Raw genomic sequence first — 23836 nt, 5'->3', positions numbered from 1 at the left:
AGCCAAACAACAGCGCGGCGTAGCAACGCATAACAGGCGCATAGCTTTTTATGCCTGCGCTTTGCTGGCTGGGCGTGCTGCAGGCTGTAGATGCCTGCGCTGTGCGCCCAGGGCTAAGCTGCGGGCTTTCCGCTGTGCATGGCGCCGCCTGCGGGCGATCCCGGGCAGGCGCTTACCGCCTGCCGAACAGCCGGCCGAGCAGGCCCGGTTTCTTCTGCTGCCGGAGCAGCTCCTTGACCAGCTCGTGGGCTCCCGGCACCGCGGATTCCACGGCCTTGCGCAACCAGCCCAGGGCTTGTTCCTGGCTCGACGCTTCACCCAGCAGCAGCTTGGCCAGGTCCAGATAGGCCGCTTCCTGCTCTTGCTCGCAGGCGATTTGCAGGTGTTCGCGGGCCTTGTGCGGGTTGCTCGGGCAGCCCAGGCCGTATTGCTGCATGCGGCCCAGCCTCCAGTGCGCATAGCCGTGGCCGAGGCCGATGGCGTGCTGGTAGTAGCGCTGGGCCTGGGCATAGTCCTCGCGCTGTTCGTAGAGCCAGCCCAGGTGATTGGCGCTCTCGTCGCGCTCGCCAAAGCGCCAGGCCGCCAGGTAGTGCTGCAGGGCCAGATCCGGATCGCCCACCGGCGGTTCCTGGTCGAACAGCAATCTGGCCAGTTCCAGGTGCGCGGCGCGATGACCGCGCTCGCTGGCCAGTTGGTAATAGTGGCGCGCCTGGGCAGGATCCGACGTGCAGCCCTGGCCGTGCAGGTAGCAGTAGCCGAGGTTGCGTGCGGCCAGGGCCGAACCGGCGTCGCTGGCCCGCTGGAAGCAGGCGAGGGCGCCGGCGTAGTCCTGGTCGGCATGCTCCAGCAGGCAGCCCAGGTCATTGAAGGCGTCGCTGTTACCCAGCTCCACGGCGCGTAGCAGCAGTGGGCGGGCCTTCGCGTAGTCCTGCGCTTGCAGGGCGACCAGGCCGCGGCGGTGGGCGTCCAGGGCCTGCCAGAGATCGCCCGTGCTGTTTTGCAGGCAGGCCTGCTGCGCCTCGCTGAGGCCGAACTGGGCGTAGCGGTCGACGATCTGCAGGGCGCGCTCGGCGGCCAGTGGCTGGCAGCTGCCGTTTTCCTGCAGGAGCCAGGCCTGCTCGGCGTGGAACACCAGCGCCAGCTCATCGTTCTGTACGAAGCGGCGCTCGGCGGGCGCCTGGTCGAGCGGCTCGCGCAGCCACTGGCCCTGGCTGTCGAGGATGCCCCAGCGGCCGTCCAGGCAGGCGTTGAAATAGTTCTCGTGCAGGCTCTCCAGGCGCTCGAAGCGCGGCTCCACCGTCCAGCCGGCCTGCGCACCGCCACGGTACAGGCCCCAACGCTTGTTCTCCCGCACCAGACAGTAGTGGCTGCCGTCGGCGCCCCGGCAGCCATGCTGCAGCTCGATCCGGGTATAGGCGCAGGGCAGCAGCCAGCGCCCGTCCGGGTGGCGATAGAGGCCGTACTGGCGGTTGTCGCGCACCCGCCACGCCTGCATCTTGTGCAGGTAGTCGAGCGCCTGGTACTCGCCGGGCAGCAGGGCCTGGCCCTGCTCGTCGAGGGCGCACCACAGCCACTGCTTGCCGTCGCGGCGGCGGATCAGATAGGCCTTGCCGCCCTCGGCCAGGCTGACGCTGTTGATGTTGTCCAGGCCGATGGCGCCGAGGTCGTGGAAGCGGGTGGTGAACAGGTGCTGCGGACCCTGCGCCGGTTTCGCGCTGTAGTAGCCCTCGTAGGCGTGGATCTGCTGGTACTGGGCCGGCAGCATCCAGCAGCCACTGGGGTCGATCACTCCCCACAGTTCGCCCTGTTGCACGCTCCAGTAGGCACCGGTGTAATCCAGCGCCTCAGCGCCGTCGAACTGGCAGGGCACCGTCACCCGGCCCTGGCGATCGATCAGGCCGTAGCGACCACCCTCGGTGATCAGCGCATGCTCGCCGACGAAGTCGAAGGCGTCCTCGAACTGGCAGGCAATCACTTCGCGGCCCCGGCGGTCGACATAGCCGAAACGCTGGTCGTGTTGCACGCAGGCCAGCCCGCTGTACCAGTCGAAATCGAAGAAGGCCTGGTAGCGCGGCTCGATCAGCACCTGGCCGCTGGCGTCGCGCAGGCCGTTGCGCTCGTTCTCGCAGAAGATCTCCAGGCCGTCCTCGTCCTCGTCCAGCTGCGCACCCAGCGGTTCCCAGCCGTAGTCGTAGTTGCCGAGATTGAGTACGGCGCGGAAGCTGCCGGCCCAGGGCGCGTCGACCCCGGGGCAGTTGTCCAGCAGCAGCGGGTTGTCGCAGGCGATGGCCTCGCGGATGCAGGCGTTGGCCTGCTCGATCTCGCCGAGCAGGGCCTCGGCCTGGGTGCGGCGCTCGTCGTCGGCCATGTTGAACACGTCCCAGGCGTCCAGGTGGAACCAGGCGTGGCAGGCCTGCTTGTCGAGCAGCTGGAAGATCTTCTGCCGGGCCGTGCGGAAGGCCTCGACATCGTCCAGCAGGCTGCCGGCGTGGCGCTCGATGAAGTCGTAGAACTCGCGCAGGGCCTGGATGCCGGCCTTGGCCTCGGCGTACAGGCCTTCCTCGCTGCCCGGGTCGTTGTAGCAGTTGGCGCCGACCCGGGGCGCCGCGCTGAACAGCGGTTGCAACAGCAGGGGCAGCTCGTAGCCCCACTCCATCAGGAGCTGGCTGTCGTCGTCGCTGCTGCCGACGACGGCCTTGTTGTACAGGTACATGCGATGGGACATGGCGACGGCCTCCTTGCCTGGGAGGCGCCATTATAGAGAACGGCCGGTGCCCGGGCTGTGCGCCGGCCGGCAGCCTGCTCAGTCGAGGAAGCGGACCTCGCCGCCCTGCAGCGAGGCGATGCGCGCCAGCGATTCGACCCGGTAACCCTGCTCGTCCAGCTCGGCGCGGCCGCGCTGGAAGGACTTCTCGATGACCACGCCGATACCGGCGATGCTCGCCCCGGCCTGGCCGATCAGGTCGATCAGGGCGCGGGCGGCGTGACCGTTGGCGAGGAAGTCGTCGATCAGCAGCACGTGGTCGTCGGCGCCCAGGTGCTTGGCCGAGATGGCCAGGGTGCTCTCGGTCTGCTTGGTGAAGGAGAACACCGTGGAGGTGTAGAGGTGGTCCCTGAGCGTCAGCGACTGGTACTTGCGGGCGAAGATCACCGGCACGCCCAGCTCCAGGCCGGCCATCACCGCCGGGGCGATGCCGGAGGCCTCGATGGTGACGATCTTGCTGATGCCCTGGCCGGCGAAACGCCGGGCGAACTCGTGGCCGATCTGCTGCATCAGCCGCGGGTCGATCTGGTGGTTGAGGAAGGCATCGACCTTGAGTACCTGGTCGGACAGCACGGTGCCCTGTTCGCGAATCTTCTGTTTCAGTGCTTCCACGCAGCAGTCCTCCAGTGGTCGATTGTTTTTTATGGCCTGCCATCCCTGGCGGCCACCCTACGGGCCGTCGCTGCGCGACGTTAGAATAGCTCCCGGTTATTTTTTATGGCCTGCCATCCCTGGCGGCCACCCTGCGGGCTGTCGCTGCGCGACGTTAAAAATAGCTCCCGGTCATTTTTTATGGCCTGCCATCCTTGGCGGCCACCCTGCGGGCTGTCGCTGTGCGAGGTTAAAAATGACTCCCGGTTATTTTTTATGGCCTGCCATCCCTGGCGGCCACCCTGCGGGTCGTCGCTGTGCGACGTTAAAAATAGCTCCAGGCTATTTTTTCAGCAGCGCGCGCATGCTGGCCAGGGCATCGTTGCCGCGCGCGGCCTTGACCTCCACCGGCGCGTCTTCCTGGCCTTCCCAGACCAGGTCTTCGGCCGGCAGTTCGTCGAGGAAGCGGCTCGGCGTGCAGTCGATGACCTCGCCGTACTGCTTGCGCTTGGCGGCGAAGGTCAGCGCCAGGTTGCGCTTGGCGCGGGTGATGCCGACGTAGGCCAGGCGCCGTTCTTCCTCGATGGTGTCGGACTCGATGCTGGAGCGGTGCGGGAGGATCTCCTCCTCGAAGCCGATGATGTACACCGAGGGGAATTCCAGGCCCTTGGAGGCGTGCATGGTCATCATCTGCACGCCCTCGGCGCCTTCCTCCTCTTCCTGCTGGCGTTCCAGCATGTCGCGCAGCACCAGCTTGCCGATGGCGTCCTCGACGGTCATGTCGCCGTCTTCGTCCTTGTCCAGGGTGTTCTTCAGCGCTTCGACCAGGAACCAGACGTTGCCCATGCGCGCCTCGGCGACCTTGTCGCTGGAGGCGTTCTGCTTGAGCCAGTTTTCGTAGTCGATGTCCATCACCATGCTGCGGATGGCGCCGATCGGGTCGTTGCCGGCACACAGCTCGCGGATCTTGTCCATGTAGCGCTTGAAGCGCGCCAGGCGCTCGGTATAGCGGCTGTCGAGGTGCTCGGCCAGGCCGATCTCGTCGCTGGCGGCGTACATGCTGATCTTGCGTTCGGTGGCGTAGTTGCCGAGCTTTTCCAGGGTGGTTGAGCCGATCTCGCGGCGCGGCACGTTGATCACCCGCAGGAAGGCGTTGTCGTCGTCCGGATTGACCAGTAGGCGGAAGTAGCTCATCAGGTCCTTCACCTCCTGGCGGGCGAAGAAGCTGGTGCCGCCGGAGAGGCGATAGGGAATCTGGTGGTGCTGCAGTTTCAGCTCCATCAGCTTGGCCTGGTAGTTGCCGCGGTAGAGGATCGCGAAGTCGCTGTACGGGCGCTGGGTGCGCAGGTGCTCGGTGAGGATTTCCAGGGCCACCCGCTCGCATTCGGCGTCTTCGTTGCGGGTGCGGATCACGCGGATCTCGTCGCCCATGCCCATCTCGCTCCACAGCTGCTTCTCGAAGGCGTGCGGGTTGTTGGCGATCAGGGTGTTGGCGCATTTCAAGATACGGCTGGTGGAGCGGTAGTTCTGCTCCAGCATCACCACCTTCAGCGACGGGTAGTCCTCCTTCAGCAGCATCAGGTTTTCCGGGCGCGCGCCGCGCCAGGCGTAGATCGACTGGTCGTCGTCGCCGACTACGGTGATCTGGTTGCGCATGCCCACCAGCAGCTTCACCAGCAGGTACTGGCTGGAGTTGGTGTCCTGGTATTCGTCGACCAGCAGGTAGCGGATGCGGTTCTGCCACTTCTCCAGGATGTCCTTGTGTTCCTGGAACAGCTTCACCGGCAGCAGAATCAGGTCGTTGAAGTCCACCGCGTTGTACGCCTTGAGCGTGCGCTGGTAGTGCAGGTAGACGATGGCGGCGGTCTGCTCCTTGGGGTTGCGCGAGTTGGCCAGGGCCTCCTCGGGCAGGATCAGGTCGTTCTTCCAGCTGTCGATGTAGTTCTTGACCTCGTCGGCGCCATCATCGCCGGCGTATTCCTTCTGCATGATGTCGGTCAGCAGGGCCTTGATGTCGCCGTCGTCGAAGATCGAGAACCCCGGCTTGTAGCCCAGCGCCGCGTATTCCTTGCGGATGATGTTCATGCCCAGGTTGTGGAAGGTCGACACGGTCAGGCCGCGCGCCTCGGCGCCCTTGAGCAGGGTGCCGACCCGTTCCTTCATCTCCCGCGCGGCCTTGTTGGTGAAGGTCATGGCGACGATGTGGCGGGCCTGGATGCCGCAGTTCTGCACCAGGTGGGCGATCTTGCGGGTGATCACGCTGGTCTTGCCGGAACCTGCGCCGGCGAGCACCAAAAGGGGACCGCCGACGTAGTTCACGGCTTCTTGCTGCCGGGGATTGAGTCGGGACATGGCGAAGGTATCAACGAGGGGGAAAACGAGGGGCGCATTCTAGCAGGCCGGGGCGGGCGGCGGGCCGCCGACCGATGACCCGCCGCGGGGCCTGGTTGTCGATAAAAAGCCGCGGTAGTGTGCGCTGAGTCGCTATTTTCAGTGATCAAGTACGTTTGTTCCGATTGGTGCCGGTTGCCCCTGCTATGTCTTTCCCTCAGGATGCGCAGGAATCTGCACAGGGACAGGCAGGCAAGAGACGCCGATTACGGCGCACGCAGACGCGATAAGTCTGTCTTCTGGCCCTGGGGAGGTCGTTTGTCCGCGCTTGTCGAACCATTGCGCCTGGTCCTGCTGGCCGAAGAGCCGGAATGGGCCGTATTGCTGCGTACCCGACTGGAGGCGTTGGACGGCGTTTATCCGCTGATTACCGCGCCCACCTGGGAAGCCGCCTGCAGCCTGTTCGACGACCCCTTCGCCGGCCTGCTGCTGACCACTCCCGCCTGCCAGCCCGAACCCGGACGCTGCCCGCTGCCTACCGTGCTGCTGCTCGACGCCGAACCCGAACGGGCGCCGGAAGACGTCTACGACTGGCTGGTGCGCGAGCAGCTCAGTGTCGACATGCTGCGCCGCTGCCTGCGCTATGCGCGCGAGCGCAGCCAGTTGCAGGGCACCCTGCAGCGCCTGGCCGAGCAGGACCCGCTGACCGGCATCGCCAACCGCCTGGGCTTCCACACCCTGCTGGCCGCCCATCTGGCCGAATACCGTGGCCGCGGCCTGGCCCTCGGCCATCTCGATCTGGACAACTTCCGCCACGCCAACGATGCCCTCGGCCATCAGGGCGGCGACCGCCTGATCCTCCAGGTGGTGGCGCGGCTCAAGGGCCAGCTGGACGCCTGCGACTGCGTGGCGCGCCTGGGCAGCGACGAGTTCGCCCTGCTCATCGACACCCGCCGCGATCCACGGCGGGCGGAAAAGATCGCCGAACGCATCACCGAGGCCCTGGCCGAACCCTACTGGGTGGATGGCGAGAGCCTGCTGATCGGCTGCAGCCTGGGCATCGCCCATGCCCGCGCGGACGCCGGCGCCGATCCGCTGATGTGGCACGCGCACATCGCCATGCAGCAGGCCAAGGTGGCCCAGGGCTGCACCTTCCATGTCTTCGACGAGCGCATCAACCGCGGCGCGCGCAGTCTGGCCGACCTGGAAAGCGAGCTGCGCCGGGCCTTGCGTCGCGACGAGCTGGAGCTGCATTACCAGCCGCGCCTGTGCCTGCGCAGCGGGCGCATCCTCGGCCTGGAGGCGCTGGTGCGCTGGCGCCATGGCGAACGCGGCCTGCTCGGCCCGGACGAGTTCGTGCCGCTGGCCGAGGAAAGCGGGCTGATCATTCCCCTCGGCTACTGGGTGATCAGCCGCGCCCTGCGCGACATGCAGTGGCTGCGCGGGCGCGGTCTGCCGGCGCTGCACATGGCGATCAACCTGTCGTTCCGCCAGTTCCAGGACAGCCAGCTGCTGGGCACCCTGCAGCGGCTGATTGAGGAGCGCGGGGTGGATGCCCAGTGGCTCGAATTCGAGCTGACCGAAACCGCGGTGATGCGCCGCAGCGACCAGGTGCAGCAGACCATGCAGGCCCTCGGCCGGCTTGGCGTGCGCTTCTCCCTGGACGACTTCGGTACCGGCTTCTCCTCCTTCGTGCACCTGAACAACCTGCCGATCGCCCTGCTGAAGATCGACAAGAGCTTCGTCGCCGGCATGGGCGAGCGCGCGGAGAACCGCCAGCTGGTGCGGGCGATGATCAACCTGGCGCACAACCTCCATCTGGAAGTGGTTGCCGAAGGGGTGGAGAACGCCGAACAGCTGGCCCTGCTGCGCCAGTTCGGCTGTGACCAGGTGCAGGGCTACCTGATCAGCAAGGCCCTGCCGCTGGCCGATCTGGCGCGCTTCTTGGTGTTTGGTGCGCGTCAGCCGCTATTGAGCGGCTTGCCGTCGTAGGTTGGGTTGAGCGCAGCGAAGCCCAACGGCTGACTGACAAGCCACAATGCGGCCTGAACCCTTGCCCGTTGGGCTTCGTCGCTGCGCGCCTCAACCCAACCTACGACAGGCAGGTTGCGCCCTGTGCCGGCTGCGGCTTCAGCAGACGCGCAGTCTTCCACTCGAAACCCAGGGTCAGGCCGATCGCCGCGCAGGCCAGGCCGCCCGCCAGGCCCCACCACACCCCTTCGGCGCCCCAGCCCAGGGGAAAGGCCAGCGCCCAGGCCAGCGGCGCACCAATTGCCCAGTAGCAGCCGAGGCCGACCCAGAAGGTGGTCTTGCCGTCCTTGAGGCCGCGGATGGCGCCCATGGCGATGGTCTGGATGCCGTCGAACAGTTCGAACCAGGCCGCCACTGCCAGCAGGCTGACGGCCAGGGCGACGATCTCGGCGAAGGCCGGGTCGCCGAGGTTGAGGAACAGCCCCACCACCCACTGCGGCGCTAGCCAGAACAGCAGGGCGAAGCCGAGCATGCAGCAGGCGCCCAGGGCGATGCCCAGGCGTCCGGCGCGGCGGGCATCAATCAGGCGGCCGGCGCCGAAGTGCTGGCCGATGCGGAAGGTGGTGGCGTAGGAAATCCCCACCGGCACCATGAACGCCACGTATACCGACATGATTGCCACCTGGTGCGCGGCCAGCGCCTGGCTGCCGATGGCACCCATGCTCAGGGCGGCGAAGGCGAACAGGCCGGACTCCACCGCGTAGGTGCCGCCGATTGGCAGGCCCAGGCGCAGCAGCTCCTTGAACTCCGCCAGGCACGGCTTGAGCAGGCCGCGGCGCAGGGGATAGGCGGCGTAGACCGCATGCCCGGTGAGGTGCCAGGCCAGCAGCAGGGCCATGGCGCTGCTGACCAGCGCGGTGACCAGACCGATGCCGGCCAGACCCAGCGGCGGCAGGCCGAACCAGCCGTGGATCAGTACATAGTTGAGGGCGAAGTTGGCCACGGCACCGCCGATGCTGATGGCCATCACCGGGCCCGGCCGGCCGATGGCTGCGGTGAAGCCGCGCAGGGCCATGAAGCTGAGGTAGCCGGGCAGGGCGAACACCAGGGTGGAGAGGAACTGCCGGGCGCCGGCGATGTTGTGCGGCGCTTGGCCGAAACGGGCCAGGAGCGGGCCGAGGTTCCACAGCAGCAGGCCGGCACCCAGGGCCAGGCCCCAGGCCAGCCACAGGCCGGTCTGGGTCAGGCGGGTGACGCCGGGGTTGTCTTCGGCGCCATGGCGGATGGCGACCAGGTTGCCGACCGCGGCCAGCACGCCGACGCAGAAGATCGAGACGAACGAATAGCTGGCGGCGCCGAGGCCGCCGGCAGCCAGTTCGGCCGGGCCGAGCCGGCCCATCATCAGGGTGTCGGTGAACACCATCAGCACATGCGCCAGCTGCGCGGCGATCAGCGGGCCGGCCAGGCGGACGAGGGCGAGGAGTTCCAGGCGGGCGGCGGATGACATGATTCTGACTCAGGTGGATGGCTTGCCGGGCGTGTCCCGCACGGCAGAGAATGTCGCCATTCTCCAGAGCTGGATGCGGGGGCACAAAATGAAAAAGCAGATGCCAGGCATGAGTAAAACTCATGGCTTGCGACCGTGAGCCGGCGTCTGCCGCCGCTCTATGCCCTGCGTGCCTTCGAGGCGGCGGCGCGGCATGCCTCCTTCACCCGCGCGGCCGAGGAGCTGGCCATCACCCAGAGCGCGGTGAGCCGGCATATCCGTACCCTGGAGGAGCACTTCGCCTGCCGCCTGTTCGAGCGCCAGGGCCGCACCCTGCAGCTCAGCGAGACCGGGCGCACCCTGCTGCCCGGCGTGCGCGATGGTTTCGACGCCCTGGAGCGGGCCTGCACCGCCCTGCGCACCGATGACGCGACCCTGCGCCTGAAGGCGCCTTCGACCCTGACCATGCGATGGCTGCTGGCGCGGCTGTCGCGTTTTCGCCTGCTCAATGCCGATATCGAGGTGCAGCTGACCAGTGCCTGGATGGATGTGGACAAGGTCGACTTCCACCAGGAGCCGTTCGACTGCGCGGTGCTGCTCAGCAGCGGCGGCACCTTCCCCGCCGAGTGGGAGAGCGTCGAGCTGTTCGCCGAGTGGCTGATCCCGGTGTGTGCGCCGGAGGCGACCGCCGCCGGCCCCTGGGACCTGGCGCGGCTGCAGGCCAGCGAACTGCTGCACCCGACTCCGGACCGTCGCGACTGGCGCCGCTGGCTGCAGGCCATGGGCCTGGAAGAGCAGGTGCCGCTGCGCGGCGGGCAGGTGTTCGACACCCTGGAGCTGGGCATGGTCGCCGCCGCCCGTGGTTATGGCGTGTCGATTGGCGACCTGGTGATGATCGCCGAGGACGTCGCCCAGGGTCGCCTCGGCCTACCCTGGCCCAGCGCGGTGCCCAGCGGCGACAGCTACTACCTGGTCTGGCCGCGCGGTCGGCGCGGTGAAGAGCGCCTGCGCCGGCTGCGGGATTTCCTGCTCGCCGAAGTGGCGGCGATGCAGTTGCCGCAGGTACAGCGCGTCACACCGGCTTAGCCGGCAGCCGGACGGTACTGCAGGGCCTCGGCCAGGTGCGCACGGCCGATCTGTTCGACTTCCTGCAGGTCGGCCAGGGTGCGCGCCACCTTGAGCAGGCGGTGGGCGGCGCGCAGCGACAGGTTGAGGCGTTCGCAGGCGCCTTCCAGCCAGCGCTGGTCGTCGGCCTGCAGCGGGCAGTGCAGGCGCAGGCCCGGCAGGTCGAGAAAGGCATTGGCGCAGCCCTGGCGCTGCACTTGCAGGCGGCGCGCGGCGGCCACCCGGGCGGCGACGCTGGCGCTGTCCTGGCCGGCTTCGCCACCGGCATGCAGCACGGTGCTTTCGCGGGCCACGGTGAGGTGCAGGTCGATGCGGTCGAGCAGCGGCCCGGACAACTTGCCGCGGTAGCGCTGGATCTGCTCTGGGGTGCAGCGGCAGCGCCCGGCCGGGTCGCCCAGGTAACCGCAGGGGCAGGGGTTCATCGCCGCCACCAGCTGGAAGCGCGCCGGGAAGCGCACCCGGTCGCGCGCCCGGGCAATCACTATCTGCCCGCTTTCCAGGGGCTCGCGCAGCACCTCCAGCACCTTGCGATCGAACTCCGGCAACTCGTCTAAAAACAAGACTCCCTGGTGGGCCAGGGTGATCTCCCCCGGCTGCGGGCGACTGCCGCCGCCGACCAGGGCCGGGCCGGATGCACTGTGATGGGGCTGTCGGAACGGCCGTTGCGGCCAGTGCGCCAGGGGCGTCTGGCTGGCCACCGAGTGGATGGCGGCCACCTGCAGGGCTTCCTCTTCATCGAGTGGCGGCAGCAGGCCGGGCAGGCGGCTGGCCAGCAGGGTCTTGCCGGTGCCCGGCGGCCCGGTGAACAGCAGGTTATGGCCGCCGCTGGCGGCGATCAGCAGGGCGCGCTTGGCCGCCAGCTGGCCCTGCACTTCGGCCAGATCCGGGTAGGGCGTGCAGGTGCGCAGCAGGCCGCCGGCCTGGTAGGGCGCCAGCGGGGTGTGGCCGTTGAGGTGGGCGGCGAGCTGCAGCAGGTGGTCGACCGCCAGCACGCTGAGGCCGGAGGCCAGGCAGGCTTCCTCGGCATTGGCGCTCGGCACCACTAAGGTGCGTCCGGCGGCGCGGGCGGCCAGGGCGGCGGGCAATACGCCTTGAACCGGGCGCACGGCGCCGGACAGCGCCAGTTCGCCGAGGCACTCGAGGTGGTCCAGGCTGGCGGCGGGAATCTGTGCACTGGCGGCGAGCACGCCGAGGGCGATGGCCAGGTCGAAACGCCCGCCATCCTTGGGTAGGTCGGCCGGTGCCAGGTTGAGGGTGATGCGCCGCGGCGGGAAGTCGAAGCCGGAATTGAGGATGGCGCTGCGCACGCGGTCCTTGCTTTCCTTCACCGCGGTCTCGGGCAGGCCGACCAGGGCCATGCTCGGCAGGCCGTTGGCCAGGTGGGCCTCGACGGTAACCGGTGGCGCTTCGACGCCGACCTGGGCGCGGCTGTGGACGATGGCCAGGGACATGATCACTCCTTGATCAGGTCGCCGGCCGCTGATCGGCGATCAGTCGGCGGGCGGGGTTTGCTGCGACTCCAGCGCGGCCACCTTGGCCTCCAGCGCTTCCAGGCGGGCGCGGGTGCGCGCCAGGACGACCATCTGGCTGTCGAACTCGTCGCGGCTGACCAGGTCCAGCTTGCCGAACGCGCTCTGCAGCAGGACCTTGAACTGCGCCTCGAACTCGCTGCGGGGCAGCGGCGTGTCGCCGTTGAACAGGCGGGAGGCGTGGCTGGTCAGGGCGTCGAGCAGGGCTTTGGGCGGCAGCATGGCGAAAGTTCCGGTTGCAGATGGCCGGCAGTGTAGCACGCAGGCCGCTGCCGCTTATTGTCGCACTGCGGTGCACGGTTATTGACCATGCACGGGGCGCACACTGCACCGTTGTTGTGCAATGACCCGTTGGTCAGATGGCCGGAAAACCTCGGATACCGGGCTAACTGCATGAAAAACAGGCTTTTATCAGAGCTGGCAAGCTTTCTGCTTAGTGACTGGTGACGCGTGCACCGATGCAGTACCGGTGCGCAGAGTGAGGCGGGGGAAATGCTTCGCTGCATGCGGTTGGTTGGTATCGGCCGGGTTGCGACTGAAGTGGCTGATTCGTTTCAAAAGCCAGGTACTGCGCTTAGACTTGAGCCGGGTTTGTTCTTCCTGGGGCAAGTCCACCAAATACGGGAGAGAGTTTAATGAAGCTAGTCACTGCCATCATCAAGCCGTTCAAGCTGGACGACGTGCGCGAGTCGCTGTCGGAGATCGGCGTGCAGGGCATCACCGTCACCGAAGTCAAAGGCTTCGGTCGGCAGAAGGGCCACACCGAGCTGTACCGTGGCGCGGAATACGTGGTGGATTTCCTGCCCAAGGTGAAGATCGACGTGGCGATTGCCGACGATCAGCTGGATCGGGTCATCGAGGCGATCACCAAGGCGGCCAACACTGGCAAGATCGGTGACGGCAAGATCTTCGTCGTCAATCTGGAACAGGCCATCCGCATCCGTACCGGCGAAACCGGCACCGACGCAGTTTAAGCCTCAGAACCCCACACGCCCCAGGAGAAAAACACATGACTCTGCGTAAGATCGCAGGGCTAGGAGCCCTGTTGTCCCTCGTAACCCCTGGCCTGGCCATGGCTGACGAGGTTGTCCTCAACTCCGGCGACACCGCCTGGATGCTGACCGCCACCATTCTGGTGCTGCTCATGACCATCCCGGGGCTGGCGCTGTTCTACGGCGGCATGGTCCGCTCGAAGAACATCCTCTCGGTGATGATGCAGTGCTTCGCCATTACCGGCCTGATCAGCATCCTGTGGGTCGTCTACGGCTACAGCATCGCGTTCGACACCACCGGCATGGAACAGGGCGTTGTCAACTTCAACTCCTTCGTCGGCGGCCTGTCCAAGGCCTTCCTCAGCGGCCTGAGCCCGAGCAGCCTGATCGGCGCCTTCCCGGAAAGCGTGTTCATCACCTTCCAGATGACCTTCGCCATCATCACCCCGGCCCTGATCGTCGGTGCTTTCGCCGAGCGCATGAAGTTCTCCGCCATGCTGATCTTCATGGCCGTGTGGTTCACCCTGGTCTACGCACCGATCGCGCACATGGTCTGGTCCGGCAACGGCGGCCTGATGTGGGACTGGGGCGTGCTGGACTTCGCCGGCGGCACCGTGGTGCACATCAACGCCGGTATCGCCGGTCTGGTGGCCTGCCTGGTACTGGGCAAGCGCAAGGGCTTCCCGACCACCGCCATGGCTCCGCACAACCTGGGCTACACCCTGGTCGGCGCGGCGATGCTGTGGGTCGGCTGGTTCGGCTTCAACGCCGGCTCCGCGATTGCCGCCAACGGCACTGCCGGCATGGCCATGCTGGTCACCCAGATCGCCACCGCCGCCGCCGCCCTGGGCTGGATGGGCGCCGAGTGGATCACTCACGGTAAGCCGAGCGCCCTGGGCATCGCTTCCGGTGTGGTCGCCGGTCTGGTCGCCATCACCCCGGCTGCCGGCACCGCCGGCCCGATGGGTGCCATCGTGATCGGTCTGTCCGCTGGCGTGATCTGCTTCTTCTGCGCCACCAGCCTCAAGCGCAAGCTGGGCTACGACGACTCCCTGGACGCCTTCGGCGTGCATGGCATCGGCGGCATCGTCGGCGCCCTGCTGACCGGCGTGTTCGCGGCTCCGGCCCTGGGCGGCTTCGGCACCGTGGAAGACATCGGCGCGCAGCTGTTCATCCAGTTCAAGGGTGTTGCCTTCACCGTGATCTACACCGCCGTGGTCACCTTCGTGATCCTGAAAGTGCTGGACCTGGTGATGGGCCTGCGGGTCAGCGAAGAAGCCGAGACCGTCGGTCTCGACCTCTCCGAGCACAACGAGCGCGGCTACAACCTGTAAGCCCCGACGATGTGCAAAACGCCCGGTCCGCCGGGCGTTTTTCTTTCTGCGCCAACGGCGGCGCACTGTGCAACGGTACAACGGAGTACTTCATGGAAAGCACGGCACTGATTCCCCTGCAGTATGCGCTGGACACTTTCTACCTGCTGATTTGCGGGGCCCTGGTGATGTGGATGGCGGCAGGCTTCGCCATGCTCGAATCCGGCCTGGTCCGCGCGAAGAACACCGCGGAAATCCTCACCAAGAACATCGTGCTCTACGCCCTGGCCTGCGTGATGTACCTGCTGGTGGGCTACTACCTGATGTATGGCGGCGCGGCAGGCGGCGCGATACCCAATTTCGGTTTCCTGATCGGCAGCGAGCATGCGCTCGAAACCGTCGCCGCCGGTGGCGAGGGCGCACCCTATTACGCCAAGCGCGCCGACTTCTTCTTCCAGGTGGTGTTCGTCGCCACGGCCATGTCGATCGTCTCCGGCGCGGTGGCCGAGCGCATGAAGCTGTGGGCCTTCCTGGCCTTCGCCCTGGTCATGTGCTCGATCATCTATCCGGTGGAAGGCTACTGGACCTGGGGTGGCGGCTTCCTCAAGCAGGCCGGTTTCAAGGACTTCGCCGGCTCCGGCATCGTCCACCTGGCCGGCGCCACCGCCGCGCTGGCCGGGGTCATCCTGCTCGGCGCGCGCAAGGGCAAGTACGGCAGCCAGGGGCAGATCAACGCGATCCCCGGCGCCAACCTGCCGCTGGCCACCCTTGGCACCTTCATCCTGTGGTTCGGCTGGTTCGGTTTCAACGGCGGCTCGCAGCTGAAGATGAGCAGCATCGCCGATGCCAACGCGGTGGCAGCGGTGTTCGTCAACACCAACCTGGCCGCCGCCGGTGGCCTGCTGGCGGCGCTGGTGGTGGCCCGCGTGCTGTTCGGCAAGGCCGACCTGACCATGATCCTCAACGGTGCCCTGGCCGGTCTGGTGGCGATTACCGCCGAGCCGTCCACGCCGACCGCGGTACAGGCCGCGCTGATCGGCGCGGTGGGCGGCGTGCTGGTGGTGTTCAGCATCCTGCTGCTGGACAAGCTGCGCATCGATGACCCGGTAGGCGCCATCTCGGTGCACGGCGTTGGCGGCCTGTGGGGGCTGCTGGCGGTGCCGCTGACCAATAGCGGGGCCAGCCTGACCGCCCAGCTGATGGGCGCGGCCTGCATCTTCGCCTGGGTGTTTGTCGCCAGTCTGATCACCTGGGGCCTGATCAAGTTGGTCATGGGCCTGCGCGTCAGCGAGGAGGACGAATACGAGGGGGTCGACATCGTCGAATGCGGCATGGAAGCCTATCCGGAGTTCACCCGCAAATAGTTCGACCAAAGACTCGGGCAAAGGGCGCTGCGGCGCCCTTTGCTTTTTCTGTGGCCACGCTAGAATGCGCCCCCAACGGGATGCTGCGGGTACGGAGCATGTGGCAACAACGGCTGATCGAGCTGCGCGCCAGGGCGCGCGGTTTTCACCTGGTGAGCGACGAGATCGTCGCCGCCCTGCCGGAGTTGCGTGGCTATCGGGTCGGCATTTTGCACCTGTGGCTGCAGCACACCTCGGCCTCGCTGACCATCAACGAAAATGCCGATGGCGCGGTGCGACGTGACTTCGAGCGCTTCTTCAATCGTCTTGTGCCGCAGGGCTCAAGCGACTACGAGCACGACGACGAAGGGCCGGACGACCTGCCGGCGCATTTCAAGTCCAGTTTGCTGGGCTGCCAGCTGAGCCTGCCGGTAATGGCGGGGCGCCTGGCGCTAGGCACCTGGCAAGGGATTTACCTCGGTGAACACCGGGATCGGGCAGGGCGCCGCCGTGTGCTGGCGACCCTCCAGGGCGAGATCGGCTGAGGCGTCACGGGGCCGTCTGGCACCTGGCCATGAATTTTTTCCGGCGGCGTTTTGCATTGCACGCGGCTGGGCTATAACTAACCTGCTTTGCGCAAGTCATGAGGTAGAACATGAGCGACGAAGAACTGGAACAAGACGAACTGGAAGCTGGTGACGAGGACGAAGGCGAGGAGCTGGAAGCCGCCGACGACGGCGTGGCCGATGACGACGAAGACAGTGGCTCGGATGTCCCCAGCCCCAAGCCTGGCAAGAAGGCCAAGGCGGCGGTCGACGTAGAGGAACTGCCGAGCATCGAAGCCAAGCAGAAGGAACGCGATGCCCTGGCCAAGGCCATGGAGGAATTCCTCTCGCGCGGTGGCAAGGTGCAGGAAGTGGAAGCCAACGTGGTGGCCGACCCGCCCAAGAAGCCGGACAGCAAGTACGGCAGCCGCCCCATCTGAGGCCGGCTCCGTGATGAAGAAGCCCGCCATTCGGCGGGCTTTTTCATGTCCGGCCGGCGCCGGCTTGGCGCCCGTAGGAGCGGTTTCGGCCGCGAATGCCCCTTATCCTCGAATCCGCACCCTTACCAGCGTTCCAGCAGCACCGGCAGCTCGGCCAGGCTGGCGATCTGCACGGGTGGCTCCGGCTCACCGGTCCAGGGCTTGCCCTGCGGGTTGAACCAGATCGCCTGCATGCCCGCCGCGCGGGCCCCGGCGATATCGTCGCCGGGATGGTCGCCGATATGCACGGCCTGGGAGGCCGCCACCCCGGCGCGTTGCAGGGCGGTGTGGAAGGGCAACGGGTCGGGCTTGCCGATGCCCAGCTCCTCCGCGCACAGGGCGAACTGGAAGTAGTCGGCCAGACCCAGACGGCGCACGTCGGCATTGCCGTTGGTGATCACTGCCAGGGGGTAGCGCAGGGCCAAACGCTCCAGGGTCTGGTGCACGTCGGGAAACAGCTCGACCCGATGGCGGGCCTCGAGGAACACCTGGAAGCCCCGTTCGGCCAGCTCGCGCGACTCGGCCTGGGCATAGCCGGCGTCGATCAGGGCATGCAACAGGATGCGCCGGCGCAGCTCGCTGAGGCGATGGCGGAGGTCCGGGTCGCCACCCAGCAGGCGGCTGCGGATCGCCCACAGGTGCTCGATCGGCACCGGGCCCAGGCGGGGCGCCTGCACGGCCAGCCAGTCGCGCAGGCTGGCCTCGGCGCCGTGCATCACCGGGGCGACATCCCACAGGGTGTCGTCGAGGTCGAAGGTGATCAGGCGCAGGCTCATTCGTTGTCTCCCGTACTGCGTTCGCTGGGCGCCGCCCCGCTGGCCAAGGCCGGGGCGTTTGCCGTGCTGCGTCTGGCCCGTGGGTGGGCCTGGTCGTAGACCGTCGCCAGGTGCTGGAAATCCAGGTGGGTGTAGATCTGCGTGGTGGCGATATCGGCGTGGCCGAGCAGCTCCTGCACCGCGCGCAGGTCCTGGGATGACTCCAGCATATGGCTGGCAAAGCTGTGGCGCAGCATATGCGGGTGCAGGTGCTGGCCCAGCTCGCGCACGCCGGCCTGGCGCACGCGCAACTGTACCGCGCGGGCGCCGAGGCGGCGGCCCCGCTGGCTGACGAATACCGCGCCGTCGCCCGGGTTGCTCAGCAGGCGCAGTTCCAGCCAGGCGTGCAGGGCCTCGCGGGCCTTGCTGCCGATCGGCAGCTCGCGCACCTTGTTGCCCTTGCCCTGTACCCGCACCAGGCCGGCGGCCAGATCCAGAGCCGGCAGATCCAGGCCGACCAGCTCGGACAGGCGCAGGCCGGAGGAATAGAACAGTTCGAGCATGGCCTGGTCGCGGCGGGCGATGAAATCGTCCTCCACCGCGCCCTCCAGCAGTTGTACGGTGCGGTCGGCATCCAGGGTGCGCGGCAGGCGGCGCTCGCCCTTGGGCGGCGCGATGCCGCTGGCCGGGTCATGCCGGCACAGGCCTTCGCGGTTCAGGTACTGGTAGAGGCCGCGCACCGCCGACAGCAGGCGTGCCAGCGAGCGGCTGCCGAGGCCCTGGGCGTGCAGGCGGGCAACGAAGCTGCGCAGGCTGCGGCCGTCGAGGTCGGCCCAGTGGGCGATGGCGTTCTTCTCGCAGAGGGCGAGCAGTTTGAGCAGGTCGCGGCGGTAGCCGTCGAGGGTGTGCGCCGAGACCTGGCGCTCGCGGCGCAGGTGTTCGAGGTAGGCGTCCAGTTGCTCGTGCATGGCGACTCCGGCAGGCGCACGCGGATGATCGGGTTGACTGCGTTCAGCCCGGCCTGTGTGCTTGCCGCCCGCCGGGGCCGTTTACCTGACCGAGCGCAGCGGCGCGGCGAAGCGCGGCAGCACGCGCGACAGTACTTCGGCGACGTAGCCGAGGAACAGGGTGCCGAGGCTGCTCTTGTAGTGCTGCGGGTCCGGGCTGCCGATGGCCAGCACGCCGTGCAGGCCCTGGTAGCTGAGCGGAACCACGGCGGCGGAGCCGACCTGGCCCTGCTCGGCGGCGCCGAACAGGAACTCCAGCTCGCCGGGGCGCAGCACGCCGCAGGTGGTCTTGCCGCCTGCCAGCAGGCTGCCGATGGCCTGGTGCGCTTCGGCGCTGGTCACCGTGCGGCCGACACCCAGGGGGAATTCGCTGAACAGGATCAGGCCGACGAAGGGCACCTGGAACTCGTGGCGCAGGCTGTCTTCCGCGGCGCCGACCACTTCCTCCAGGCTGCCGGCATCGAGCAGGGCGAGGATCAGGCGGCGGGTCTTGTCGAACAGGCGGTCGTTGTCGCGGGCCACGTCCATCAGCTGCGACAGGCGATGGCGCATCTCGATGTTGCGCTCGCGCAGCAGCTTGACCTGGCGCTCCACCAGCGACACCGCTTCGCCCGGCAGGTGCGGAATGCGCAGCTCGGGGATCAGCTCGTCGTGGTCGACGAAGAACTCCGGGTGCAGGCGCAGGTAGGCGGCGACGGCATCCGAGTCGAGCGGAACGGGCGAATCCTGGCTGTCACTCATAGACGGACTTGTCCTTCGTACACGCGAACGGCGGGTCCGGTCATCATAACCGGCTCACCCGGGCCTGCCCACTCGATGCACAGCTTGCCGCCGGGCAGCTCCAGCTGCAGCGGCGAATCCATCCAGCCCTGGCGGATCGCCGCCACGGCCGCGGCGCAGGCGCCGGTGCCACAGGCCTGGGTCTCGCCGGCGCCGCGTTCCCACACGCGCAGGCGCGCATGCTGGCGGTCGACGACCTGGAGGAAGCCGACATTGACCCGCTGCGGGAAGCGCGGGTGATGTTCCAGCTGCGGCCCGAGGCTGTGCACCGGGGCGTTGTCGAGGTCGGCGACGCGCAGCACGGCGTGCGGGTTGCCCATGGACACGGCGGCCAGCTCGACGCGCTGCCCGTCCACCTCGACCGGGTAGCTCAGCGCCTCGGCTTCGGCCTGGAACGGAATGACCTTGGGGTCGAGGCGCGGCGGGCCCATGTCGACGGTGACCTGGCCGTCCGGGCGCAGGTTCAGTTCGATGATGCCGCCCTTGGTCTCGACGCGGATCTGCTTCTTCACGGTCAGGCGCTTGTCGATGACGAAGCGGGCGAAGCAGCGCGCGCCGTTGCCGCACTGCTCCACTTCCGAGCCATCGGCATTGAAGATGCGGTAGCGGAAGTCGACATCCGGGTTGCTCGGCGCCTCGACCAGCAGCAGCTGGTCGAAGCCAACGCCGGTGTGGCGGTCGCCCCAGGCCTTGGCGTGCTTGGGCTGGATATGCGCGTGCTGGCTGATCAGGTCGAGGACCATGAAGTCGTTGCCGAGGCCGTGCATCTTGGTGAAGCGCAAAAGCATGGCTGCGCCCTCACTGTGGCAGCAGGCTTTCGCCGGCATAGAGTTCGGCCAGGGTTTCGCGACGACGCACTTCGAAGGCCTGTTCGCCATCCACCAGCACCTCGGCGGCGCGGCCGCGGGTGTTGTAGTTGGAACTCATGACGAAGCCGTAGGCACCGGCCGAACGCACGGCCAGCAGGTCGCCTTCGGCCAGCACCAGTTCGCGGTTCTTGGCCAGGAAGTCGCCGGTCTCGCAGATCGGCCCGACCAGGTCGTAGTGGCGCGCCTCACCGGTGCGCGGCTGCACCGCGGTGACGTCCATCCAGGCCTGGTACAGCGCCGGGCGGATCAGGTCGTTCATCGCCGCATCGACGATGGCGAAGTCCTTGTGCGCGGTGTGCTTGAGGTATTCCACGCGGGTCAGCAGCACGCCGGCGTTGGCCACCAGGGAGCGGCCCGGCTCGAACACCAGGGCCAGGTCGCGCCCGGCAATGCGCTCGCGCACGGCGGCGATATAGTCGCCGGCCAGCGGTGGCTGCTCGTCGCGGTACTGCACGCCGAGGCCGCCACCGAGATCCAGGTGCTTGATGCGGATGCCTTGTGCGGCCAGCTGGTCGACCAGCGTCAGCAGGCGCTCGAGGGCGTCGAGGAAGGGCGGCAGGCTGGTCAGCTGCGAGCCGATGTGGCAATCGACGCCGATCACCTCGAGGTTCGGCAGGGCGGCGGTGCGGGCGTAGACCGCCGGCGCCTGCTCGATGTCGATGCCGAACTTGTTTTCCTTGAGGCCGGTGGAGATGTACGGGTGGGTGCCGGCATCCACGTCCGGGTTGACCCGCAGCGAGATCGCCGCGGTCTTGCCCAGCTCGGCGGCCACCACTTGCAGGCGTTCCAGCTCGTCCACCGACTCGACGTTGAAGCAGTGCACGCCGACTTCCAGGGCGCGGCGCATGTCGTCACGGCTCTTGCCGACGCCGGAGAAGACGATCTTCGCGGCATCGCCACCGGCGGCCAGCACGCGCTCCAGCTCGCCGCGGGAGACGATGTCGAAGCCGGCGCCGAGGCGCGCCAGGACGTTCAGCACGCCGAGGTTGGAGTTGGCCTTGACGGCGAAGCAGACCAGATGCGGCATGCCCACCAGGGCATCGGCATAGGCGCGGTACTGCGCCTCGATGTGGGCGCGGGAGTAGACGTAGGTCGGCGTGCCGAAGCGCTCGGCAATGGCGGACAGGGCCACGCCCTCCGCGAACAGTTGCCCGTCGCGGTTGGTAAAGGCTTGCATGGAACCCCCTTAGAGGAAGACGTCTTTGTCGCGATCTTGCGTGGTTTTCTGGTCGTCCGGATGGTACAGCGGGCCTTTCTGGCCACAGCCGGCGAGGGCGGCGCTAACGACGACAAGCGCGATGAAGGGCAGCAGCAGGCGCTTCATGGTGAATTCCTTTGCAAAATCATGAATGGGCTGGAGTATACCGACCCCCCGCCACCTTGCCTATGCGCCGGAATTCCCGTCCGGCGGGCTCTGCGATCCCCTGCGCTGGCGCGCCGGGCTTGCCTGTACAAGCCCTTTTGCGGCTAGCATGCGACTAAAAACGGAGTCGTGATGGAAAGCCCCGCCCTCGCCAGTTCTGTCTCGGTGGCCTACCTGCAAGGCCTGCTGGATTACCTCGCCCGCCAGGGCATCGACAGCGGCGAATTGCTGGCCAGGGTGCAGCTCAACCCGGCGATTCTCGGCCAGCGCGACCAGCGTGTGGCGGCCAGTGCCTACCTGGAGCTGCTCGCCGAGGGCGTGCGCCTGACCGGCGACGAGCAGCTCGGCCTGCACTTGGGCGAGGCGATTCGCCCCGGCTATTACGGCGTCCTCGGCTACCTGATCATGAGCTGTGCGACCCTGGCCGACGCCCTGCACCGCCAGGCACGCTATGCCAGCCTGGTCGGCAACCTGGGGCGCGTCGAGTTGGACGACGAGCCGCCGCGCCCAGGGCTGGAGCCGCAGGTGGCGCACCGCTGGCACCCCATGCTGGCCCAGCACCAGCGCCTGCATGCCGAGGAAACCCTGGCCGGCTGGCTGACCTTCGGCCACTGGATCAGCGGCCTGCAGATTCCGCCCACCGAGGTGCGCTTCCAGTATCCGGCGCCGGCCGACCTGCGCGAGTACCAGCGCATCTTCGCCTGCCCGGTGCTGTTCGGGCAGGCCGACAACGCCCTGGTCTTCCCTCGCCGCCTGCTCGCCACGCCGCTGGGCCAGGCCGATGCGCAGCTGCGCCAGCTGCTCGATGCGCACGCCGACCGCCTGCTCGGCGAGCTGCGCCAGGGCCACGGCGTGCTCGACCGTGCGCGCCACGAACTGGCCCGCCAGCTGCCTGAGCAGGGCGCCGACCTGGAGCTGCTGGCGCAGACCCTGCAACTCAGCCCGCGCACTTTGCAGCGGCGTTTGCGTGAGGCCGGGTTATCCTTTAGCCAGCTGCTCGACGAGACGCGCGAGCAGCTGGTGCTGCATTATCTGCGCGACCCGGCGCTGGAACTGGCGGAAATCGCCTTCCTCGTCGGTTTCAGCGAGGCCGGCTCCCTGGCCCGCGCCTTCCGCCGCTGGACCGGGCAAAGCCCCGGCGCCTACCGGCTGACCCTGGCCGACCCCGCATCCCTGCCCTGAGGACGTTGTAATGAGTTTGAGCGAAGCCCGTTTCCATGATCTGGTCGATGCTGCCCAGGAGGCGGTGGAAGATATTTTCGACGACAGCGACATGGACATCGATCTGGAAAACTCCGCCGGGGTGCTGACCGTGCGCTTCGAGAACGGCACCCAGCTGATCCTCAGCCGCCAGGAGCCGATCCGCCAGCTGTGGGTGGCGGCGCGCTCCGGCGGTTTCCACTTCGATTACGACGAGGCGCAGGGCCTGTGGATCTGCGATACCAGCGAAGAGCCGCTGGGCGAGCTGCTGGCCCGCGTGACCCTGGAGCAGGCTGGTGAACAGCTCGAGTTCGAAGAGCTCTGATTTGCCGGGCGCGGACCCGCAAGGCGCGGCCTCGGTCGAGTCGCCCTGCCGCCGGCAGTGCTGCCTGGACGACCACGACCAGTGCCTGGGCTGCGGCCGCAGCCTGGCCGAGATCCTCGAATGGGGCAGGGCCGATGGCCAGCGCCGCCGGCAGATCTGCCAGGCCGCGCAGCAGCGCCTGCGCCCGCCGCTGGCCTGGTGACCGCGCGGTCTTGCTTATTTAGCTGCCTGTGTTACGGTCATTGCCTACTTCGCAAACCCTGCCTTCGGGCGGGGTTTTGCTTTTCTGGCCCCAGCAGGAGATAGCCCAGCGCCATGAGCAGCACCCCAGCCATCACCATTACCCGTCTCGACATGCAGCGCCTGGAGCGCCTGCTCGACAGTCTGGAGGACTTCGGCCCGGCGGCCCAGGCGCTGGAAACAGAGCTGGCGCGAGCGCAGGTCGTCGGTCACGCGGAGGTGCCGGCCGGGGTGGTGACGATGAACTCGCGGGTGCATTGCCGCGAGGAGAGCAGCGGCAAGGACTATCACCTGACCCTGGTCTACCCGCAGGACGCCGGTGGCGAAGGCACGGTGTCGATCCTCGCTCCGGTCGGCTGTGCGCTGCTCGGCCTGACGGTCGGCCAGCATATCGACTGGCCGGCACCCAGCGGCAAGACGCTCAAGCTGACCCTGCTGGCCGTCGAATACCAGCCGGAGGCGGCGGGCGAATACAGCCGCTGAGTCAGCCGCGCGGGCAGTTCAGGCTGCGCAGGTCGAAGAGCGCGGCGAAGTGCTGCCGGCCGCGGTCCGGCGGGTTGCCCGGCAGGCGCTTGAGCCGTTCGTCGAGCTGCAACTGGCGCGCCAGGCTCTGGTTGCATTCGATGGTGCGGGCCACGCCGCCGCCGACCACCGCGCCTTTGCCGGCCAGCGCCGGCGCGTTGCTGAGGGCCAGCAGGGCCGCCAGCAGGAGAGTGCGTCTGGGCGAAAGGTGCATGCTCGCCTAGCCCCCGATACGGATGCTGGCGAGCAGGTTGCGGCTGGCGTGCTGTGCGAGGGAGTGGGGCATGGCTGGAGTCCTGCGCCGGG

24 protein-coding genes are annotated in these 23836 nt (G+C 67.6%); 11 read left to right on the top strand and 13 right to left on the bottom strand.

Translation table 11 applies throughout. The annotated features are described in order from the left end of the window. Window positions 1-172: 172 nt before the first annotated feature. From F3I16_RS00850 to rep, 3 genes are all read right to left on the bottom strand, one after another. Window positions 173-2725, bottom strand: a complete 2553-nt coding sequence (locus F3I16_RS00850; protein WP_160491903.1) for an SEL1-like repeat protein — start codon at window positions 2723-2725, stop codon at window positions 173-175. Between the two features lie 78 nt (window positions 2726-2803). Next, window positions 2804-3376, bottom strand: a complete 573-nt coding sequence (locus F3I16_RS00845; protein WP_160491902.1) for a xanthine phosphoribosyltransferase — start codon at window positions 3374-3376, stop codon at window positions 2804-2806. Between the two features lie 321 nt (window positions 3377-3697). Beyond that, on the bottom strand, window positions 3698-5707 hold the full coding sequence (gene rep, locus F3I16_RS00840; protein WP_160491901.1) for a DNA helicase Rep: 2010 nt from the start codon (window positions 5705-5707) through the stop codon (window positions 3698-3700). Between the two features lie 297 nt (window positions 5708-6004). Here rep and F3I16_RS00835 point away from each other — a divergent pair, with 297 nt between their 5' ends. Then, window positions 6005-7678, top strand: a complete 1674-nt coding sequence (locus tag F3I16_RS00835; RefSeq protein WP_160491900.1) for a bifunctional diguanylate cyclase/phosphodiesterase — start codon at window positions 6005-6007, stop codon at window positions 7676-7678. A gap of 100 nt (window positions 7679-7778) precedes the next feature. Here F3I16_RS00835 and F3I16_RS00830 read toward each other — a convergent pair whose 3' ends face one another. Then, complete coding sequence (locus tag F3I16_RS00830; protein WP_160491899.1) at window positions 7779-9164, bottom strand: NorM family multidrug efflux MATE transporter; 1386 nt, start codon at window positions 9162-9164, stop codon at window positions 7779-7781. Between the two features lie 135 nt (window positions 9165-9299). On the opposite strand from F3I16_RS00830, the gene F3I16_RS00825 reads away from it, so the two are divergent. Beyond that, window positions 9300-10229 (top strand): LysR substrate-binding domain-containing protein, encoded by a 930-nt coding sequence (locus F3I16_RS00825; protein WP_160491898.1) that lies wholly within the window; start codon window positions 9300-9302, stop codon window positions 10227-10229. Here the strand turns inward: F3I16_RS00825 and F3I16_RS00820 are convergent. Both F3I16_RS00820 and F3I16_RS00815 read right to left on the bottom strand, forming a co-directional pair. Continuing rightward, complete coding sequence (locus tag F3I16_RS00820) at window positions 10226-11719, bottom strand: YifB family Mg chelatase-like AAA ATPase (protein ID WP_160491897.1); 1494 nt, start codon at window positions 11717-11719, stop codon at window positions 10226-10228. The genes F3I16_RS00825 and F3I16_RS00820 overlap by 4 nt on opposite strands. A gap of 39 nt (window positions 11720-11758) precedes the next feature. Next, complete coding sequence (locus F3I16_RS00815) at window positions 11759-12019, bottom strand: accessory factor UbiK family protein (RefSeq protein WP_160491896.1); 261 nt, start codon at window positions 12017-12019, stop codon at window positions 11759-11761. Window positions 12020-12432: 413 nt separating this feature from the next. Between F3I16_RS00815 and glnK the strand changes: the two genes are divergently transcribed. From glnK to sutA, 5 genes are all read left to right on the top strand, one after another. Continuing rightward, window positions 12433-12771 carry a P-II family nitrogen regulator gene (glnK, locus tag F3I16_RS00810; RefSeq protein WP_021700071.1) on the top strand — a complete coding sequence of 113 codons (339 nt, stop codon included), beginning with the start codon at window positions 12433-12435 and terminating at the stop codon, window positions 12769-12771. A gap of 35 nt (window positions 12772-12806) precedes the next feature. Further along, a complete protein-coding gene (locus tag F3I16_RS00805; RefSeq protein ID WP_160491895.1) occupies window positions 12807-14123 on the top strand; it encodes an ammonium transporter in 1317 nt (438 codons plus the stop codon). Between the two features lie 92 nt (window positions 14124-14215). Then, window positions 14216-15466 (top strand): ammonium transporter, encoded by a 1251-nt coding sequence (locus tag F3I16_RS00800; protein ID WP_160491894.1) that lies wholly within the window; start codon window positions 14216-14218, stop codon window positions 15464-15466. 98 nt (window positions 15467-15564) lie between these two features. Beyond that, window positions 15565-15990: a secondary thiamine-phosphate synthase enzyme YjbQ gene (locus F3I16_RS00795; RefSeq protein ID WP_160491893.1), complete on the top strand. Its 426-nt coding sequence runs from the start codon at window positions 15565-15567 to the stop codon at window positions 15988-15990. 110 nt (window positions 15991-16100) lie between these two features. After that, window positions 16101-16430, top strand: a complete 330-nt coding sequence (sutA, locus tag F3I16_RS00790; protein WP_160077890.1) for a transcriptional regulator SutA — start codon at window positions 16101-16103, stop codon at window positions 16428-16430. Window positions 16431-16552: 122 nt separating this feature from the next. On the opposite strand, the gene F3I16_RS00785 is transcribed toward sutA, so the two are convergent. From F3I16_RS00785 to F3I16_RS00760, 6 genes are all read right to left on the bottom strand, one after another. Then, window positions 16553-17245 (bottom strand): HAD family hydrolase, encoded by a 693-nt coding sequence (locus tag F3I16_RS00785; protein ID WP_160491892.1) that lies wholly within the window; start codon window positions 17243-17245, stop codon window positions 16553-16555. Continuing rightward, a complete protein-coding gene (xerC, locus tag F3I16_RS00780; protein WP_160491891.1) occupies window positions 17242-18192 on the bottom strand; it encodes a tyrosine recombinase XerC in 951 nt (316 codons plus the stop codon). Before xerC ends, F3I16_RS00785 begins: the two co-directional genes overlap by 4 nt. 81 nt (window positions 18193-18273) lie before the next feature. After that, window positions 18274-18972, bottom strand: coding sequence for a DUF484 family protein (locus F3I16_RS00775; protein ID WP_160077896.1), 699 nt, complete (start codon window positions 18970-18972; stop codon window positions 18274-18276). Further along, window positions 18969-19799, bottom strand: coding sequence for a diaminopimelate epimerase (dapF, locus tag F3I16_RS00770; RefSeq protein WP_160491890.1), 831 nt, complete (start codon window positions 19797-19799; stop codon window positions 18969-18971). Before dapF ends, F3I16_RS00775 begins: the two co-directional genes overlap by 4 nt. Window positions 19800-19809: 10 nt before the next feature. Then, window positions 19810-21057, bottom strand: a complete 1248-nt coding sequence (lysA, locus tag F3I16_RS00765; protein WP_160491889.1) for a diaminopimelate decarboxylase — start codon at window positions 21055-21057, stop codon at window positions 19810-19812. A gap of 9 nt (window positions 21058-21066) precedes the next feature. After that, on the bottom strand, window positions 21067-21204 hold the full coding sequence (locus tag F3I16_RS00760; protein ID WP_160077902.1) for a lipoprotein: 138 nt from the start codon (window positions 21202-21204) through the stop codon (window positions 21067-21069). A 171-nt stretch (window positions 21205-21375) separates the two neighbouring features. Here F3I16_RS00760 and F3I16_RS00755 point away from each other — a divergent pair, with 171 nt between their 5' ends. The 4 genes from F3I16_RS00755 (at window position 21376) to rnk (ending at window position 23491) form a co-directional block, all read left to right on the top strand. Then, window positions 21376-22425 carry an AraC family transcriptional regulator gene (locus F3I16_RS00755; RefSeq protein ID WP_160491888.1) on the top strand — a complete coding sequence of 350 codons (1050 nt, stop codon included), beginning with the start codon at window positions 21376-21378 and terminating at the stop codon, window positions 22423-22425. Window positions 22426-22435: 10 nt separating this feature from the next. After that, the gene (gene cyaY / locus F3I16_RS00750) at window positions 22436-22768 is read left to right on the top strand and encodes an iron donor protein CyaY (protein ID WP_160077906.1); all 333 of its coding nucleotides are present in this window, start codon (window positions 22436-22438) and stop codon (window positions 22766-22768) included. A 1-nt stretch (window position 22769) separates the two neighbouring features. Next, entirely contained in the window at window positions 22770-22970 is a 201-nt protein-coding gene (locus tag F3I16_RS00745) for a DUF1289 domain-containing protein (RefSeq protein ID WP_160491887.1), read from the top strand. 113 nt (window positions 22971-23083) lie between these two features. Further along, window positions 23084-23491: a nucleoside diphosphate kinase regulator gene (gene rnk / locus F3I16_RS00740; protein WP_160491886.1), complete on the top strand. Its 408-nt coding sequence runs from the start codon at window positions 23084-23086 to the stop codon at window positions 23489-23491. A gap of 1 nt (window position 23492) precedes the next feature. Here rnk and F3I16_RS00735 read toward each other — a convergent pair whose 3' ends face one another. Further along, window positions 23493-23744, bottom strand: a complete 252-nt coding sequence (locus F3I16_RS00735; RefSeq protein ID WP_160491885.1) for a hypothetical protein — start codon at window positions 23742-23744, stop codon at window positions 23493-23495. Window positions 23745-23836: the final 92 nt, after the last annotated feature.

It is taken from the genome of Pseudomonas sp. L-22-4S-12 (assembly GCF_009799935.1).
In the GTDB taxonomy this organism is placed as follows: Bacteria; Pseudomonadota; Gammaproteobacteria; order Pseudomonadales; family Pseudomonadaceae; genus Aquipseudomonas.
The sequence above is the reverse complement of the archived record's forward strand: the minus strand, read 5'-3'. Positions and strand labels throughout refer to the sequence as shown.

Coding starts and splice junctions, on each gene's coding strand:
- F3I16_RS00850 (WP_160491903.1), bottom strand. CDS start 2,725: ATGTCCCATCGCATGTACCTGTACAACAAGGCCGTCGTCGGCAGCAGC.
- glnK (WP_021700071.1), top strand. CDS start 12,433: ATGAAGCTAGTCACTGCCATCATCAAGCCGTTCAAGCTGGACGACGTG.
- dapF (WP_160491890.1), bottom strand. CDS start 19,799: ATGCTTTTGCGCTTCACCAAGATGCACGGCCTCGGCAACGACTTCATG.
- F3I16_RS00830 (WP_160491899.1), bottom strand. CDS start 9,164: ATGTCATCCGCCGCCCGCCTGGAACTCCTCGCCCTCGTCCGCCTGGCC.
- rep (WP_160491901.1), bottom strand. CDS start 5,707: ATGTCCCGACTCAATCCCCGGCAGCAAGAAGCCGTGAACTACGTCGGC.
- F3I16_RS00805 (WP_160491895.1), top strand. CDS start 12,807: ATGACTCTGCGTAAGATCGCAGGGCTAGGAGCCCTGTTGTCCCTCGTA.
- F3I16_RS00785 (WP_160491892.1), bottom strand. CDS start 17,245: ATGAGCCTGCGCCTGATCACCTTCGACCTCGACGACACCCTGTGGGAT.
- rnk (WP_160491886.1), top strand. CDS start 23,084: ATGAGCAGCACCCCAGCCATCACCATTACCCGTCTCGACATGCAGCGC.
- F3I16_RS00795 (WP_160491893.1), top strand. CDS start 15,565: ATGTGGCAACAACGGCTGATCGAGCTGCGCGCCAGGGCGCGCGGTTTT.
- xerC (WP_160491891.1), bottom strand. CDS start 18,192: ATGCACGAGCAACTGGACGCCTACCTCGAACACCTGCGCCGCGAGCGC.
- F3I16_RS00775 (WP_160077896.1), bottom strand. CDS start 18,972: ATGAGTGACAGCCAGGATTCGCCCGTTCCGCTCGACTCGGATGCCGTC.
- cyaY (WP_160077906.1), top strand. CDS start 22,436: ATGAGTTTGAGCGAAGCCCGTTTCCATGATCTGGTCGATGCTGCCCAG.
- F3I16_RS00820 (WP_160491897.1), bottom strand. CDS start 11,719: ATGTCCCTGGCCATCGTCCACAGCCGCGCCCAGGTCGGCGTCGAAGCG.
- lysA (WP_160491889.1), bottom strand. CDS start 21,057: ATGCAAGCCTTTACCAACCGCGACGGGCAACTGTTCGCGGAGGGCGTG.
- F3I16_RS00735 (WP_160491885.1), bottom strand. CDS start 23,744: ATGCACCTTTCGCCCAGACGCACTCTCCTGCTGGCGGCCCTGCTGGCC.
- sutA (WP_160077890.1), top strand. CDS start 16,101: ATGAGCGACGAAGAACTGGAACAAGACGAACTGGAAGCTGGTGACGAG.
- F3I16_RS00815 (WP_160491896.1), bottom strand. CDS start 12,019: ATGCTGCCGCCCAAAGCCCTGCTCGACGCCCTGACCAGCCACGCCTCC.
- F3I16_RS00800 (WP_160491894.1), top strand. CDS start 14,216: ATGGAAAGCACGGCACTGATTCCCCTGCAGTATGCGCTGGACACTTTC.
- F3I16_RS00755 (WP_160491888.1), top strand. CDS start 21,376: ATGGAAAGCCCCGCCCTCGCCAGTTCTGTCTCGGTGGCCTACCTGCAA.
- F3I16_RS00760 (WP_160077902.1), bottom strand. CDS start 21,204: ATGAAGCGCCTGCTGCTGCCCTTCATCGCGCTTGTCGTCGTTAGCGCC.